13 protein-coding genes are annotated in these 13,273 nt (G+C 53.3%); 6 read left to right on the top strand and 7 right to left on the bottom strand.

Features of this window, described 5'->3' with window-relative positions:
- Positions 1-11: 11 nt before the first annotated feature.
- The 5 genes from OHJ21_RS26380 to OHJ21_RS26360 are packed head-to-tail and all read right to left on the bottom strand — an operon-like array spanning position 12 to position 5,188.
- On the bottom strand, positions 12-1,022 hold the full coding sequence (locus OHJ21_RS26380; protein WP_100540569.1) for a Gfo/Idh/MocA family protein: 1,011 nt from the start codon (positions 1,020-1,022) through the stop codon (positions 12-14).
- Positions 1,019-1,885 (bottom strand): sugar phosphate isomerase/epimerase family protein, encoded by an 867-nt coding sequence (locus OHJ21_RS26375; RefSeq protein ID WP_100540846.1) that lies wholly within the window; start codon positions 1,883-1,885, stop codon positions 1,019-1,021. Before OHJ21_RS26375 ends, OHJ21_RS26380 begins: the two co-directional genes overlap by 4 nt.
- Before the next feature lie 60 nt (positions 1,886-1,945).
- Positions 1,946-2,770: a carbohydrate ABC transporter permease gene (locus OHJ21_RS26370; RefSeq protein WP_486021584.1), complete on the bottom strand. Its 825-nt coding sequence runs from the start codon at positions 2,768-2,770 to the stop codon at positions 1,946-1,948.
- Positions 2,771-2,830: 60 nt separating this feature from the next.
- Positions 2,831-3,796, bottom strand: coding sequence for a carbohydrate ABC transporter permease (locus OHJ21_RS26365; protein WP_012819332.1), 966 nt, complete (start codon positions 3,794-3,796; stop codon positions 2,831-2,833).
- 30 nt (positions 3,797-3,826) lie between these two features.
- A complete protein-coding gene (locus OHJ21_RS26360; RefSeq protein WP_100540566.1) occupies positions 3,827-5,188 on the bottom strand; it encodes an ABC transporter substrate-binding protein in 1,362 nt (453 codons plus the stop codon).
- A 193-nt stretch (positions 5,189-5,381) separates the two neighbouring features.
- Here OHJ21_RS26360 and OHJ21_RS26355 point away from each other — a divergent pair, with 193 nt between their 5' ends.
- Positions 5,382-7,250: a sensor histidine kinase gene (locus OHJ21_RS26355; RefSeq protein ID WP_486021583.1), complete on the top strand. Its 1,869-nt coding sequence runs from the start codon at positions 5,382-5,384 to the stop codon at positions 7,248-7,250.
- Entirely contained in the window at positions 7,228-8,289 is a 1,062-nt protein-coding gene (locus OHJ21_RS26350; protein WP_100540564.1) for a response regulator transcription factor, read from the top strand. The genes OHJ21_RS26355 and OHJ21_RS26350 overlap by 23 nt, the downstream gene beginning before the upstream one ends.
- A 17-nt stretch (positions 8,290-8,306) precedes the next feature.
- Here OHJ21_RS26350 and OHJ21_RS26345 read toward each other — a convergent pair whose 3' ends face one another.
- Both OHJ21_RS26345 and OHJ21_RS26340 read right to left on the bottom strand, forming a co-directional pair.
- Positions 8,307-8,834: a GrpB family protein gene (locus OHJ21_RS26345; RefSeq protein ID WP_100540845.1), complete on the bottom strand. Its 528-nt coding sequence runs from the start codon at positions 8,832-8,834 to the stop codon at positions 8,307-8,309.
- 191 nt (positions 8,835-9,025) lie between these two features.
- Positions 9,026-9,574, bottom strand: a complete 549-nt coding sequence (locus OHJ21_RS26340) for an NAD(P)H-dependent oxidoreductase (RefSeq protein WP_100540563.1) — start codon at positions 9,572-9,574, stop codon at positions 9,026-9,028.
- 248 nt (positions 9,575-9,822) lie between these two features.
- On the opposite strand from OHJ21_RS26340, the gene OHJ21_RS26335 reads away from it, so the two are divergent.
- From OHJ21_RS26335 to OHJ21_RS26320, 4 genes are all read left to right on the top strand, one after another.
- Complete coding sequence (locus OHJ21_RS26335) at positions 9,823-10,209, top strand: winged helix-turn-helix transcriptional regulator (protein ID WP_100540562.1); 387 nt, start codon at positions 9,823-9,825, stop codon at positions 10,207-10,209.
- Positions 10,210-10,586: 377 nt separating this feature from the next.
- The gene (locus tag OHJ21_RS26330; RefSeq protein WP_100540561.1) at positions 10,587-11,132 is read left to right on the top strand and encodes a PadR family transcriptional regulator; all 546 of its coding nucleotides are present in this window, start codon (positions 10,587-10,589) and stop codon (positions 11,130-11,132) included.
- Between the two features lie 42 nt (positions 11,133-11,174).
- Positions 11,175-12,326 (top strand): MFS transporter, encoded by a 1,152-nt coding sequence (locus tag OHJ21_RS26325; RefSeq protein WP_100540560.1) that lies wholly within the window; start codon positions 11,175-11,177, stop codon positions 12,324-12,326.
- Positions 12,327-12,559: 233 nt separating this feature from the next.
- A complete protein-coding gene (locus tag OHJ21_RS26320) occupies positions 12,560-13,186 on the top strand; it encodes a DUF3298 and DUF4163 domain-containing protein (protein ID WP_100540558.1) in 627 nt (208 codons plus the stop codon).
- Positions 13,187-13,273: the final 87 nt, after the last annotated feature.

Raw genomic sequence — 13,273 nt, 5'->3', positions numbered from 1 at the left:
GCATGCTTTCCCTATTCCCGAATCAGGATCCGTGCTTCCTCATCGGCTATCACCGTCGCCTCCGAGGCTTTGTAAATATCGTCATGCGTGATCACGCCCGCTTCTCCCTTCACCCGGTTCAGAAAATCCTGCGAAAGGGAGAACGGCGGCGGCTTCAAAGGCATAGAACGCAGCTCCTGATCGGTGATAACAAGCACAACCTCATCGCTGGACAGCAAAGGATCGCCTTCCAGCCGAATTTCGGCAATGCCTCGCGTCCCCGTAATGAATATCCGGCCGTCTCCCCAAGTCCAGCTGCCGGCAGGTGTATGCCAGTCCGCGTAAAGCTGTGCCGTTATGCCGCCAGCCATAAATACCTGCACGCCGGCCGCATCATAGAAAGTCGGGTATTCAGGCAGCATATGCTTCGCCAGATAACCGGATGTCGTCTCGACTTCCCGGCCCGTCAGCCACCTTAACAGATCGAAGTCATGCACGAAGAGATCGTTGATGATGCCGCCGGACTGCGATTTGTCAAAATGCCAGGCCGGGCGGGCAGCCGGATTCAGCCGATGCGGCTTGCGCATCGAGATATGGACGATGTCCCCCAATTCTCCTGCCCGGATCATCCGATGAACGGTATGCAGGGATGGACGGAAACGCTCGGTCAGCATCATGCCTACCTCGATCCTTCCACGCTCCAGAACATCGCGCAGCCGGATGAGTCCCGCTCGATCCGTCACGGCAGGCTTGTCGATCATGATCGGTTTGCCGTGCAGCTCACACAGCTCTATGACGTCCATCTTCTCATCATTGATGGCCGCGCAGCCGATGATTCCTACGCCTTCGTCTGCCAGCATCGACTCGCGATCCCCCGTCAGCTCCAGGCCGTACCGGTCGGCGAGAGTGCGGGCGAACGGCTGATTGTCCGGTTCGTATACTCCTGCACATTCGTAGCCCAGTGCCAGCATCTCCTCGATAAACATGCCGATGTGGGCATGCTGGCAGCCGATGATTCCAAATTTCCGTGCTTTTCCGCTCATCTGTTTGACACCTCCACAGCCTGCAGCCACTCCTGGATGACCCTCAGATCATAAGCGAGCCGTTCCTTCGGTGGATAGGGAGCGGCACATTCCAGCGTAAGCCAACCCGCGTACCGCTGTTCCCGAAGTCCCCTGAGCAGCCCGCCGTGATCCACTTCTCCCTCACCCAGGCGGCACTGCAGGAAGAATTCTTCCCCGTGACGGGTCAAATTTTTGAACGTTCCCGGCTCGCCCACTTGGCCGATCCGCCGTTCATCCTTGATGTGCACATGAAACAACCGGCTTCCAAGCTGCCGGACCGATTTTTCCCCAAATTCCGTGTCCGTGATGTACATATTCCCTGCATCATGAATCAGGCCAACCTGATCGTCACCGATCAAATCCAGCAACCGCAGCGCGCTGTCCGTCGTCTCCACCAGGCTCTGGTTGTGAATCTCCAGCACGATCCGTTTTCCCGCAGCACGGGCTTCCTCTGCGCATTTCCGAATCCAGAAAGCCGCCTTGGCATAATGATAATCCTCTGCTAGGAAGGCATTTGGCCCTCCCTGAAAGATCCGGATCATGCCCGCCTCCAACATCACCGCGCGTTCAAGCAGGCCCATAAACTGATCATAGGCCCCGGCACATTCCGCATCCCCGCTTGTCGAGAAATGACCCATGTAACCTGCCAATGCCGGAATCTCCATACCGTGCCCATCCGCAAGTGCCTTCATTTCGCGGACCCGCGGAAGCGATGCCTCCGGGCTCAAATGCGGTTCGCGGCAGGCGATTTCGACCCCGTCAAAACCGAGTTCGGCCGCAATCGACATCGCTTCATGGATGCTGTAATCGATGAGTGATCCGCTGAATGCCGCTATTTTCATCTCGTCTTTCATCCTTTCCTTCACAGACATGACCCTTCCCGGGCCGATAGTAACGTTCCATTATTTAATCCCGGCCATATTGTGGTTCTGCACAAAATATTTCTCGGCAAACAGGAATACCAGCAGAATCGGTACCAGGCTGACCAGTGCGGCTGCAATCATAAGCTGTTCATTGCCGGTCCACTGGCCTGATAAGGAGAGAATGCCGATGGGCAGCGTATACTTCTCATTCGAGGTCAAATAAATGACAGGCGTCAGAATCTCGTTCCACTTGCCCATGAACGTAAAGATCGCCAGCGTCGCCAGCGTAGGCCTGGCCATCGGAATGAAGATCCACAGATAAATCTGGAACGGATTGCAGCCCTCCATTTTGGCCGCTTCCTCATACTCTTTAGGTATATTCATAAAAGCCTGTCGCATGAGGAAAATCCCAAACGGCTGAGCCAGCCATTCGATAATCCACAGCGGCGTGAGCGTATCCAGCATGTTCAACTTATTAAAAATGATGAAATGCGGGATAATGATGACCACCGCCGGAATCATCATCGTTCCCAGCACCATCACGAACAGCGCACTTTTCAGCGGAAAGCGCAGTCTTGCGAACGCGTAACCGACCATCGAGCAGGAGATTAATGCGCCGATGACGGACAATGCGGCCACGAAGATGCTGTTTAGCGTGTAACCGCCAATATTTCCAAGCCGGAACACCTCGGCGTAATTGGACCATTGGAATACCTCGGGAATCCAGCGTGGCGGAACCGTTGTATATTCCTTGTAGGTTTTCAATGAATTCATGAGCGCCGACAGAAACGGCACGATCATGATGAGCGAGCTGATCCCGATCAGCACATAACCGATACTTTTTCCCAGCAGCTTTCTTCTCATTTGCGGCTCCTCCTTCCCCCGATGCGGTTCCCAATCTGCAGTTCCATCTTGACCGCTTGATCAGTCATAGTGCACCCACTTCTTCTGAGCCCTTAGCTGTATCAGCGTCAGCAGGAACAGGATCATGAACAGCACCCAAGCAATGGCGGAAGCATAACCCATCCTCATAAACGTGAACCCTTCGCGATATAAATACAGCATCATGACCAAGCTGGAGTTATTCGGGCCTCCAGCCGAGCTGATGTCGCCCCTGCCGGTCAGCACGTAGATCTGTTCGAATGCCTGGAAGGTAGAGATCGTGCTCATGATGACAACCAGGAAGGTTGTCGGCGAGATCAACGGAACCGTAATGTAGCGGAATTTGCGCAGGGCTCCTGCACCGTCGATCTCCGCGGCTTCATACAGATCTCCGGGAACGCTCTGTAGACCCGCCAGGTAAATGACCATGATATAACCGATCCCTTTCCAGACCGCAATGAAGACAAGCAGCGGAATGGCCAGCTTCGGGTCCTGCAGCCAGCCTTGCCCTTCCAGGCCAAGCTTGGCAAGCAGCGTATTCGCCAGACCGAAGCGAGGATTGAATACGGCGTCGGCAACATACAGGATGACGGTCCAGGAGGAGATCACCGGGATAAAGTGGGCCATCCGAAACCATTTAAGCCCTTTCAAACGCTGGTTTAGCGCAACAGCCAGCACGAGCGCAAGAAAGGTCTGGAGCGGCACGAACAGAACCGCAAAATACAGGGTATTCCACAGGGAACGCCAGAACATCGAATCCTCGGCCATTCGCCGGAAATTATCCAATCCACTCCACTCGGGCGGATTCAGCATATCGTAATCGGAAAAGCTGAAGTACAGGGATGCGGCGAGGGGACCCGCCACAAAAATGATAAAGTGGAGAAGATAGGGGGAGGCCATGAGCAGCCCCCATCTCCCCTCATGATCCCATTTCCGTTTTCGGGCGGGCTTTCCGTGCGGCATCGGATCGGCTTTGAGTGCTGCATTGTCATTTAGCGTATTGTCCATTTCACTCCCGCCTTTCTTCCACCCTTGGTTTTATTTTTTATAAAAATCATCGAGAACCGACTGAACGGCTGCGTCCGCCTCGCTTAACGCCTGATCGATGGCTGCATCGCCCAGGAAGGCACGCTCGGCATGTTCGTTGAATTTGCCCACCCATTCTTCCCAGACCGCGTTATTGTCGAGCGTCTGTGCGAACTCCAGGCTATCGAGGAATGCCTGGCGGTTTGCCGGCTGCTCTCCCGCCTTGAGGAACACTTCGGATTCCGCTACGGATTTTTTCACGGGCACAGCTTCTCCAAGCTCGGTCCACTGCTTCTGCACATCGTCTTCCGTAGCCCAGTATTTAATCCACTCCCAGGCAGCTTCCGCTTTCTCATCGTTCGACTTCTGATTAATCACCCACGAGTTGGCGATGACCGGGGATACCCGCTTGCCGTCAGGTCCCTTCGGCAGCAGCGTCACATCGTAATTCAGACCGGCTTCATTCGCCGCCTGCACCCGGGCATAGATGCCGATCCGCATGGCGGCCGATCCGCTAGGGAACACGGCGGTATTGCTCTGGAAGCTCTTCAGGTCAACCGGATCGGTAATGATGCCGCGCTGCATGCCGTCCACCATCCATTCGAACGCCTGCTTGTTCTCAGGGGAATTGATGATCGAGTTCTCCGCCTTCTCGTCAAGGGCACCGCCTCCGTAGGATTTCATCACGGAGAACCAGCCCTCGGTAATGCTGAAGAACGTAAGCCCGAACTGGTTCACGCTCGCGGCGTCAAACCCGCTGTCCTCGGCCGTTTTCCCACTGGCATCCACGGTCAGCTTGGCTGCCGACGATTTCAGGTCTTCCCAGGTCCATTCATCCGAAGGATACGCTACGCCCGCTTTATCAAACAGCTCCTTGTTATAAAACAGCACGCCGACCTGAATGCCCTGCGGCACGCCCCAATAGCGCCCGTCCGCGTCCTTGTTGAAATCGAGGCCGTAGTACTCGTCGGCTTTCAGGTCCCTTGCGATCCAATCCGTCAGATCCTTAGCCGCGCCCCGCTGGGCGTATTTCATGACGTAGACGCCGTCGGACAGCCATACATCCGGCGCCTGGCCGGCCGCGATCTGCGTATCCAGTTTCTGATAGAACTGCCCGTATGGCGCGCTCTGCGTCTTCACCGTAATGTTCGGATGCTGTTTCTCAAACTGTTCAATCAGCTCCTTCATCTTGGCATCGGAGCTGTCGCTGGAATAATATCCGAGCAGGATTTCTACCTTCTTCCCTTCCTCGTCCCCGGTGCCCGGAGATGCTGTGCCGTCCTTACCTTCGCTGGCATTCCCGCATCCGCTTACAATGATGGATATAAGCAATAAGGCCGTTACCCAGCTGTAGAACCCTTTTCTCTTTTTCACAAATCCTCGCCCCCTGATTGATTGAAATGGATTAATGAGATTGTAGTTGATAAAGACCGAATGCGCCCATGTGCTTTCTTAGCCCACTTGTGATTTCTTGCTGCGGCATCATGGTTTTTTATTTACAACTTGTGTTTTTTTGCTACAATGTTCCTTACATTCCCTACTTCAATGCGAGGAAGGCGGAAGAGCGATGAACATCCAAGGCGTTTCCAGCGGTAATCTGACCATTAACCAACGATTGTTCGTGCTGATCATCCTATTCATTGGCCTCCCCTTCTTTCTGCTCGGCAGCTTCTGGTACCAGTCGTCTACCGAAGCGATTGAACAGTTTGCCGCAGGCGCCAACAAGCGTATCATCGAGCAAACCAATGTCTCGCTGGATTCTTACATATCCAATCTGGAGAATTCCACCTATCCCTTTATCCACAACCCGCAGATCCAGCAATTTCTCTCAACTACCCAGCTTACTCCCTATGCATACTTTCAGCTTGCCAAAAAAGTGGAGGACGACTTGTTTGCCCAGATGATCTACGGCAGGTCCGACATTATCGGAATCTCGCTCGTCGCCGAGAACAAGCGGCAAATTACCGATTACGAAAGCGCGCCGGGGCTGCTCGATATGAGTGAAATCCGCAAACGCAACCGATCCTTTCAAGCGCAGCTGGATCAATTCAACGATTTTCAAATCATCGGCCTCAGCCGGGTAGGAAACACGCCAGCCCTTACCGTGGCCCGAAAGCTGTATGACAATTCTTCCTTTCTCTACAAAGGCTTATTGATTGTCGACCTCAATCTGAAGCAAATCGGAGCCATCTGCTCTAACGATTCGCTGGGCGGCTTTGACGTCTGGATCATGGGTAAGGATGGGCAGATGATTTACCACCCGGATCCGAGTCGGGTCGGAACGCAAGTTGAATCGGGGCTGTTAACGCGTATTCAAAACCGGGACTCCTCCTTCTTCCGGCATCAAGATGCAGCTTCGGGCACTGAAAAGATGGTCCTGCATGAACGCTCGCAGATCACCGGCTGGACGGTCGTCGCCGACCTGCCGCTGAACAATCTCATCGGCGGTTTGATCACCCAGCGTAATTACTCGCTTGCGGCCGCAGCTGTTCTCATGATCATTGCACTGGCGCTCGTGGGCGGATTCTCTTTGTCTTTGACAAGGCCGCTCTCCATGCTCCAAAAGCTGATGGCCCGCGTCGAGCGGGGCGATTTTGTGCTTCCTACCACAATGAATCGGTTCCGGAACAATGAAATGACCGCCGTATTCCAGAGCTTTTACAGCATGACGGGAGAGCTGAAGCGGCTGATCCGGGAGGTCCAGGATTCCCAGCTGAAGGAACGGGAGCTCATCATCAAGCAGAAGGAATCCGAGCTCCGCTCCATGCAGTCCCACATCAACCCGCATTTTTTGTACAATTCACTGGAGATTATTAATTCATATGCCATCGCGGACGATCATATGGAAATCAGTCGCATGACGCGGGCGCTGGCCCACATGTTCCGTTACAATATCGGCCATGCCGGATCCGTTGTGCCGCTGCGGGAGGAGATGACGCATGTCCAGTATTATCTCGATCTTCAAAGCGCCCGTTTCCGCAGGCTCCAAATCGATATGGACGTGAACGAACGGGACCTGGATCGCGTGAACGCCGTCAGGCTCACGCTGCAGCCAATTGTGGAGAATGTGTTCATCCACGGATACCGAGGCAAGAAGCCGAGCTACCTCGGGATAAGCACCCGTGCGGAGGCGGACTATTTTGCCATCATCATCCGGGACAAGGGGATTGGCATGACCGCGGAAACGCTGCGGCAGATCAGGCGAATCCTGCAAACGCGCGAGAAGCCGGGTGAAAGCATGCTGCGTAACAACGGGGAGGAACCCACCAGCGGCATCGGGCTCTTGAACGTGCATCAAAGGCTTCAGCTTACCTTCGGTGCCGAGTATGGCCTGCACCTTGTCGAGTCCGTGCCTTTGGAAAGCACCATATTTGAAATCAGACTGCCATATAGGACTAGCGAGGAGGGACACCATGTACCGGATCATGATGATTGATGACGAATACGCCATTCATTTAAGTTTGCGAAAGCTTGTTGAGAGGTCTGGTCTTCCAATTGCGGTCGCCGGCGAAGCCGAAGACGGGTTTGAAGCCCTGCAAATGCTGGAGAATAGCCGGCCCGACATTATCGTGACCGACATTTGCATGCCTGAAATGGATGGATTGGAATTTATCCGCCGTGTCAGAGAATCCCATCCACAGATGCATTTTATTATCCTGTCGGGCCACGACAACTTCGAATTTGCACGCCAGGCCCTGCGCTATGGCGTTTCGGATTTTCTGCTGAAGCCCATCGACCCGGCGCAGTTCCATACAACGCTGGAACGTGCCTGCAGGGAGCTGGATAACCGGAAAGCGCGATTCTCCAGGCAAACGGAATGGACGCTTGCGCAGCAGCGCTATAAAGCCAGGCTCGCTGAGCTGCTGTATTCTGCCGATGAGCAGGGAGCATTGGAGCAAATCCGCGAGATCATGACCCTTTTTGAGACGAGGGGACCGGAAGAAGTGAGCTTGTCGCGATACGCCCATATGCTGCTGCAGGATCTGCTGTCTGCTCTTGAAGAACGCGGTTTGCTTCTTGCGATGGACATCGGCGAGGATCAATGGCCACAAGACGATCCCCTGGCCTGCAACAGTCAAATACAGGATAAGGTCAAGGAAATGCTGGCATTGATTAAGGGCTCCCGAAATCTGGGGTCTCGCCACAATATTCAGAAAGCCAAACGATACATTGAAGAGAATTATGCGATGGAGGATTTGTCCTTACAGGAGGTGGCTGATTCAGTGGGGATGTCGGTCACGTATTTAAGCCGTACCTTCAAGAGCGAAACGAATATGAACTTCGTGAAATACCTTGTGCAGGTCCGCATGGAAAAAGCGAGGGAATTGCTGGCGGAATCTGAGCTTTCCGCCCAGGAAACGGCCTACCGCGTCGGCTTCTCGGACTATGTCCATTTCAGCAAGACGTTCAAAAAATTTCATGGCCTCACCCCTTCGGCGTACCGAAAGCAGTGCAAGGCCATGAATGGAGGATGAGACGGGCAGGAGCTTATTCAGCTTGTTCTCCCGTTCATCCATGCTTTGGCTCTGGCAAGAAGCTGCTCTACATATGCATGCTTCTCATTGGAATATTGGAGCAGGGTTCGGGTCCCTTGCGTAACGATCCGTCGTTTGATCTCGCTGTAACGCTCGGCTTCCACCGCATGTGCTCGCAAGTACTCCCTGATCATGATGTTATGATTCCACATGTCGCCACGGTATGACACAATATGAACGTTATAGGCATGCCTACCTCTTTTGCGGAGATATAAACGGCCGGGGATCCCCGCTTCGCCTAAGTCCTCATAACCCATAGCGGTCAGCTTGGGGATGATTTCATTCGCATGCTGCGTGTTCTCCACGCCAACCAGAATATCGATAATGGGTTTGGCCGTCATCCCCGGTACGGATGTGCTTCCGAAATGTTCGATGGCGGCCGTATAAGGGCCGATCTCCCTGATTAACGTCTGGTGTTCGTCGCTAAACCGATCCGCCCACTGCTTGTCGTAGGACTCCAAATGAATGGCTTCATCAATCGTCATGAAGGATCCTCCTTCGAATTTGGTACGTGCGTGCTGCTGGTGAAGCTCCTCGAACAAAAGTAGCAGGCCCCCATAAGAGGCATAGGCACGGTTTCAGCTCATGCGCACGCACTCACCTATGACTCCATCATGCCCTTTAGGGTTTTAATCGGCAAGAGCCAATGTGCTATTGGATTATGGCCAAGCATACCTTAATATCGACTTTCCACAACGGCAGGTGCCAGAACCTGCTCCACATACCTGTCGGCCTCTGCCCGAAGTGTTTCATCGCTTACCCGCTCTACGTTATAGGTTACGAAGGCAGGTAGATATTGGACTTTGCACCGGTTCAACGTGGCTTGAATCGGCCGCAGCAGCTCACTGGCGGTATACCAATTGTCCCCGCCTGCACGATACCCTTGTTCTGCCCCTGCTGCGGTCGTCGCCAGCATGAATTCCTTGCCCTTCAGGCTGTTGCCTTCGGGCCCGAACGCCCAGCCGAAGGTCAGCACGTCATCGAACCATTTCTTCAGCAGGGGCGGGCAGCTGTACCAGTAAAACGGAAACTGGAACACCACCCGATCATATTGAAGAAGAAGCTGCTGCTCGCGCTCGATATCGATATTCCAATTCGGATACTCCTTGTAAAGATCCCGGACATCTACATTTCCATTCGCATACAGCCCGCTGTGCTCGATCAGCGCTCGATTCGCACGCGAGTTGTCTAAATTCGGATGAGCTACAATCACCATGATTTTCATATTCAGGTCTCTCCTGTCTCATTTGGTTTGTTTGACACCCCCATTATGTTTCGGATCGGTTTCGTTGAAAAGTACGCTCTTTTTATGTACTTAGTCGGTTTTAGCGTACCTATTCATCCCATGCATAGTACGATAAAACGTACTAAGTACGAGAAAGAATAGTACTGGGTTTTAACCGAATACTGTGCTACATTACTAACATCAAATGAACAAAGACCGATGGCACACTTCCTATGGGAGATGAGAATATGAGAACAACCAAACATGAACGGCCTAACACTGACGGCATCCTGACCACACTGCAACTAATCGGCGGCAAGTGGAAGCCGCTGATTCTGTTTATACTGCTCCAGGACGGAACCAAGCGGTTCGGGGAACTCCGGCGGCTGCTTCCGGGCGTGACCCAAGGCATGCTCACGAATCAGCTCCGTGAACTGGAACAGGATGGGCTGGTCGTACGCAAGGTATATCAGGAGATTCCGCCTAAGGTAGAGTATTCCATCTCGGAGCATGGAAAGAGCTTGGACAGCGTACTCACCGACATGTGCACCTGGGGGTTTCAACATTTGGATTATGTCGACAAGGTCAACGGACAGCCTGATGAGAGTCACGGGAAAAACGCAGGCGGGCTGTAGACGAAAATAGCAGGCCAGCATGAGAGGCCTGGCATTGCTCATACATCGAGCGCATGCATTTACTCACAGCTGCGCATAACGGATTCGTGTCTGCCAGACGCCTCATGTTACCGTTGGCTTCCCCCTCCCTCTTCGCTTCTTCAGCCGTCCCTCTTGGGATCAGCTTCACTGGCTGCTCCTCTCCAGGCTGGTATTTAAAACCATAACCGAATCGCTCTCCTTGCTTCTCTTCACCTATCGCATAATCTAATCGAATATCTGCCAACGGTTGACCGTAGTTTGAAAATCGATTGCAGAAATTCACTTCCAGGCATTGCTTATTTATGTCGATACGATATATATTTATATCGTATCGACATATTTTTAGGAGGAGCTATATGTATGAGATTTATGTTCTGGGTGAATTGATGACCGGAGATAAACACGGTTATATGCTTCAAGAGATCCTTAAAAATGCAGGCGGCCCTTACCGCCAGATTAGTTCCGGTACGTTATATCCCCTGCTCTCCCGGATGGTGGATCACGAGTGGATCCATCTTCGTCTGGATGAATCCGGCGGAGGCAAACGCCCCCGGAAAATCTACGGGATTACCGATTCCGGACGGAAGAAGTTCCTCGACCTTATGGAGAACCCCCTGGAATACAACATGGATACGGAGCAAATATTCCATTTCAAGATGGTGTATTTCAGGTATGTTCCAAAGAAGGTTCGGCTCGCTTGTCTAGAGCAGTACTTGATTTATCTGGAGACCAACCTGAAACATGTGACGGACTTTGAAGCGGAGATCACGTTTTATAAACCTGAGCCTGAGAAACAGCGTCTTCAATTGCTGAGGGTGCTGGATCACCGGAAGCAAATGGGAATGACGAATATCGAGTGGATCAAGAATGAAATGGCGGCTGTCAATTCCGAAGAGGACTAGCGTTCAAACGTTTTATACATTGGACATAAGGAGGGATATAGGATGGAACGTTTATGGACGAAGCCGTTTATTCAGATGACGGTCGGAATGTTGTTTCTGTTTACGGGCTTCTATCTGCTGCTGCCCACGCTTCCGCTGTATATCAAGCATTTAGGCGGCTCCGAAACCCAGGTGGGATTGGCAGCCGGTGCGTTCACGCTGACGGCTGTGGTCTTTCGCCCGATGGTCGGCGGATTGGTGGACCGGTACGGCAGAAGAGCTTTTTACGTATGGGGTCTTATCTTCTTTGTTCTTTCGATGTATCTCTACGATTGGGTTGGCAGCATTCTGCTTCTGCTTGCGCTGCGGATCCTGCACGGCGCGAGCTGGGCTTTCTCGACAACCTCCATCGGAACGGTCATTACGGATTTAATCCCGACCTCCCGTCGTGGGGAAGGCATGGGCTGGTACGGTATGGCGATGACGGTGGCGATGGCCATCGGCCCCATGCTGGGTACTTTTATCGTCAGCGGGTATTCGTTTCGGACGTTGTTTCTTGTCGCTACCGGGCTCTCTCTGATTGCCTTCATACTGGCCTACATGACCAGAGCCCCTTATCAAGCCAAACCTTCGGCAGGGCGAATTCAGTTGGTCGAGAAATCCGCTCTCCCGGTCACGGTCGCCATCTTTTTCCTGGCCGTCGCCTATGGGGGAATTACGACCTTTCTCCCGTTGTTTGCCGAGTCCATCCGGGTCAATCCGGGAACCTTTTTCCTGGTGTACGCCGTCGCTCTTACCTTGATCAGGCCCTTTGCCGGGAAGCTGTCGGACCGTTTCGGTGAAGCGGCTGTCATCATTCCGTCCCTTGTCGTAACGGCGGCGGCTCTGATCGTCTTAAGCCTGTCGAGCGGATTGCCCGGACTGATTACAGCTGCCATTCTGTACGGTATCGGCTTCGGTTCGGCCCAGCCCGCTCTCCAAGCAGCCACCCTGCGCATTGCTCCGGAGAACCGGAGAGGCGCAGCCAACGCCTCGTTCATGACGGCGTTCGATCTCGGCATCGGACTTGGCGCCATCGTGTTGGGCCTGGTCTCCGAGCGTATCGGCTATGCATATCTGTTTACGGTAACGGCCGTGTCGGTTGTCGTATCCTTAATCATATTCGCGGTCTTTGTAAGAAGACTGCTTTCGCCCGGCGTTGCGGACAAAGAGTGATGGATATCCGATTTCAGGCAAACACGCCGCGGACCGGGACTGCCGCATAAGAGCGTTCTGTCTGCCCGAAAGCCGTTCCGCAGGGATGACCGAGCTTCCGAGCTTCCAAGCTTCCAAGCCTCCAAGCCCGCCGGCCTCCGAGGTTCCGACTTCCGACCCTCCGGCTTCGTAACCTCCGCGCCCGCTTCCGAATAGGCTAACGTATCTGATGTTAGATTGGAGCGATGGTACGCATGGCGCAATATGTACCGCCGGTGAACATCCATACCCTCACGCATACGGCACCCGGTCTCGTGATTCATTATCCGCAGGTATACGGCCTCCTGAATCCTGGAGCAGAAGAAGCCATCAACCGGGCCATTATTCTTCAAATCCAGGATATGCAGCGTGAACAGCAGCAGGTTCAGACCGGCACCAACCCGCAAACGACAGGCACCTTTGAGATTAAAACGAACGAGCGCGGCATTCTTAGCCTCGTGCTGACCAACTACACCTACTCCGAGCATATGGCACACGGGTATACGGTGACAAAAGGACTGACCTTTTCCACGGCTAACGGACAATCCTACGCTTTATCCGACCTGTTCCGTCCAGACTCCAGCTATCAAACCGTCTTGGCCGCCGAAGTGAACCGACAGATCAAGGAACGGGGCATTCCCGTGCTGGAGAACCGTCCGGTTACCGTTTCGCCAAATCAGGACTTCTATCTGGCGGATAAGTCCCTGGTCATCTTCTATCCGCTATATGCCATCACGCCATACTATGTCGGCTTTCCGATGTTCCCCATATCGGTATATGACCTCTTGAGTATGGCGCCCGAGAACGGATTGTTATCGGATCTTGCCGCGGACGTGGTGTAACGAGCCGTACCGTGTTCAGGTGATTATGCAGAAAAAAACAAACCCGATCCCCTGGTACCTTACCAGCGTTTCGGGTTTGTTTGTTAT

The organism is Virgibacillus sp. LDC1 (genome assembly GCF_025792345.1).
GTDB classification, from domain to species: domain Bacteria; phylum Bacillota; class Bacilli; order Paenibacillales; family Paenibacillaceae; genus Paenibacillus_AQ; species Paenibacillus_AQ lautus.
The sequence above is the reverse complement of the archived record's forward strand: the minus strand, read 5'-3'. Positions and strand labels throughout refer to the sequence as shown.

Bases quoted from the DNA above. Each gene is read 5' to 3' on its own strand.
- OHJ21_RS26350 (WP_100540564.1), top strand. From the start codon at position 7,228: ATGTACCGGATCATGATGATTGATGACGAATACGCCATTCATTTAAGT.
- OHJ21_RS26365 (WP_012819332.1), bottom strand. From the start codon at position 3,796: ATGGACAATACGCTAAATGACAATGCAGCACTCAAAGCCGATCCGATG.
- OHJ21_RS26375 (WP_100540846.1), bottom strand. From the start codon at position 1,885: ATGAAAATAGCGGCATTCAGCGGATCACTCATCGATTACAGCATCCAT.
- OHJ21_RS26325 (WP_100540560.1), top strand. From the start codon at position 11,175: ATGGAACGTTTATGGACGAAGCCGTTTATTCAGATGACGGTCGGAATG.
- OHJ21_RS26330 (WP_100540561.1), top strand. From the start codon at position 10,587: ATGTATGAGATTTATGTTCTGGGTGAATTGATGACCGGAGATAAACAC.
- OHJ21_RS26320 (WP_100540558.1), top strand. From the start codon at position 12,560: ATGGCGCAATATGTACCGCCGGTGAACATCCATACCCTCACGCATACG.
- OHJ21_RS26345 (WP_100540845.1), bottom strand. From the start codon at position 8,834: ATGACGATTGATGAAGCCATTCATTTGGAGTCCTACGACAAGCAGTGG.
- OHJ21_RS26370 (WP_486021584.1), bottom strand. From the start codon at position 2,770: ATGAGAAGAAAGCTGCTGGGAAAAAGTATCGGTTATGTGCTGATCGGG.
- OHJ21_RS26355 (WP_486021583.1), top strand. From the start codon at position 5,382: ATGAACATCCAAGGCGTTTCCAGCGGTAATCTGACCATTAACCAACGA.
- OHJ21_RS26340 (WP_100540563.1), bottom strand. From the start codon at position 9,574: ATGAAAATCATGGTGATTGTAGCTCATCCGAATTTAGACAACTCGCGT.
- OHJ21_RS26335 (WP_100540562.1), top strand. From the start codon at position 9,823: ATGAGAACAACCAAACATGAACGGCCTAACACTGACGGCATCCTGACC.
- OHJ21_RS26380 (WP_100540569.1), bottom strand. From the start codon at position 1,022: ATGAGCGGAAAAGCACGGAAATTTGGAATCATCGGCTGCCAGCATGCC.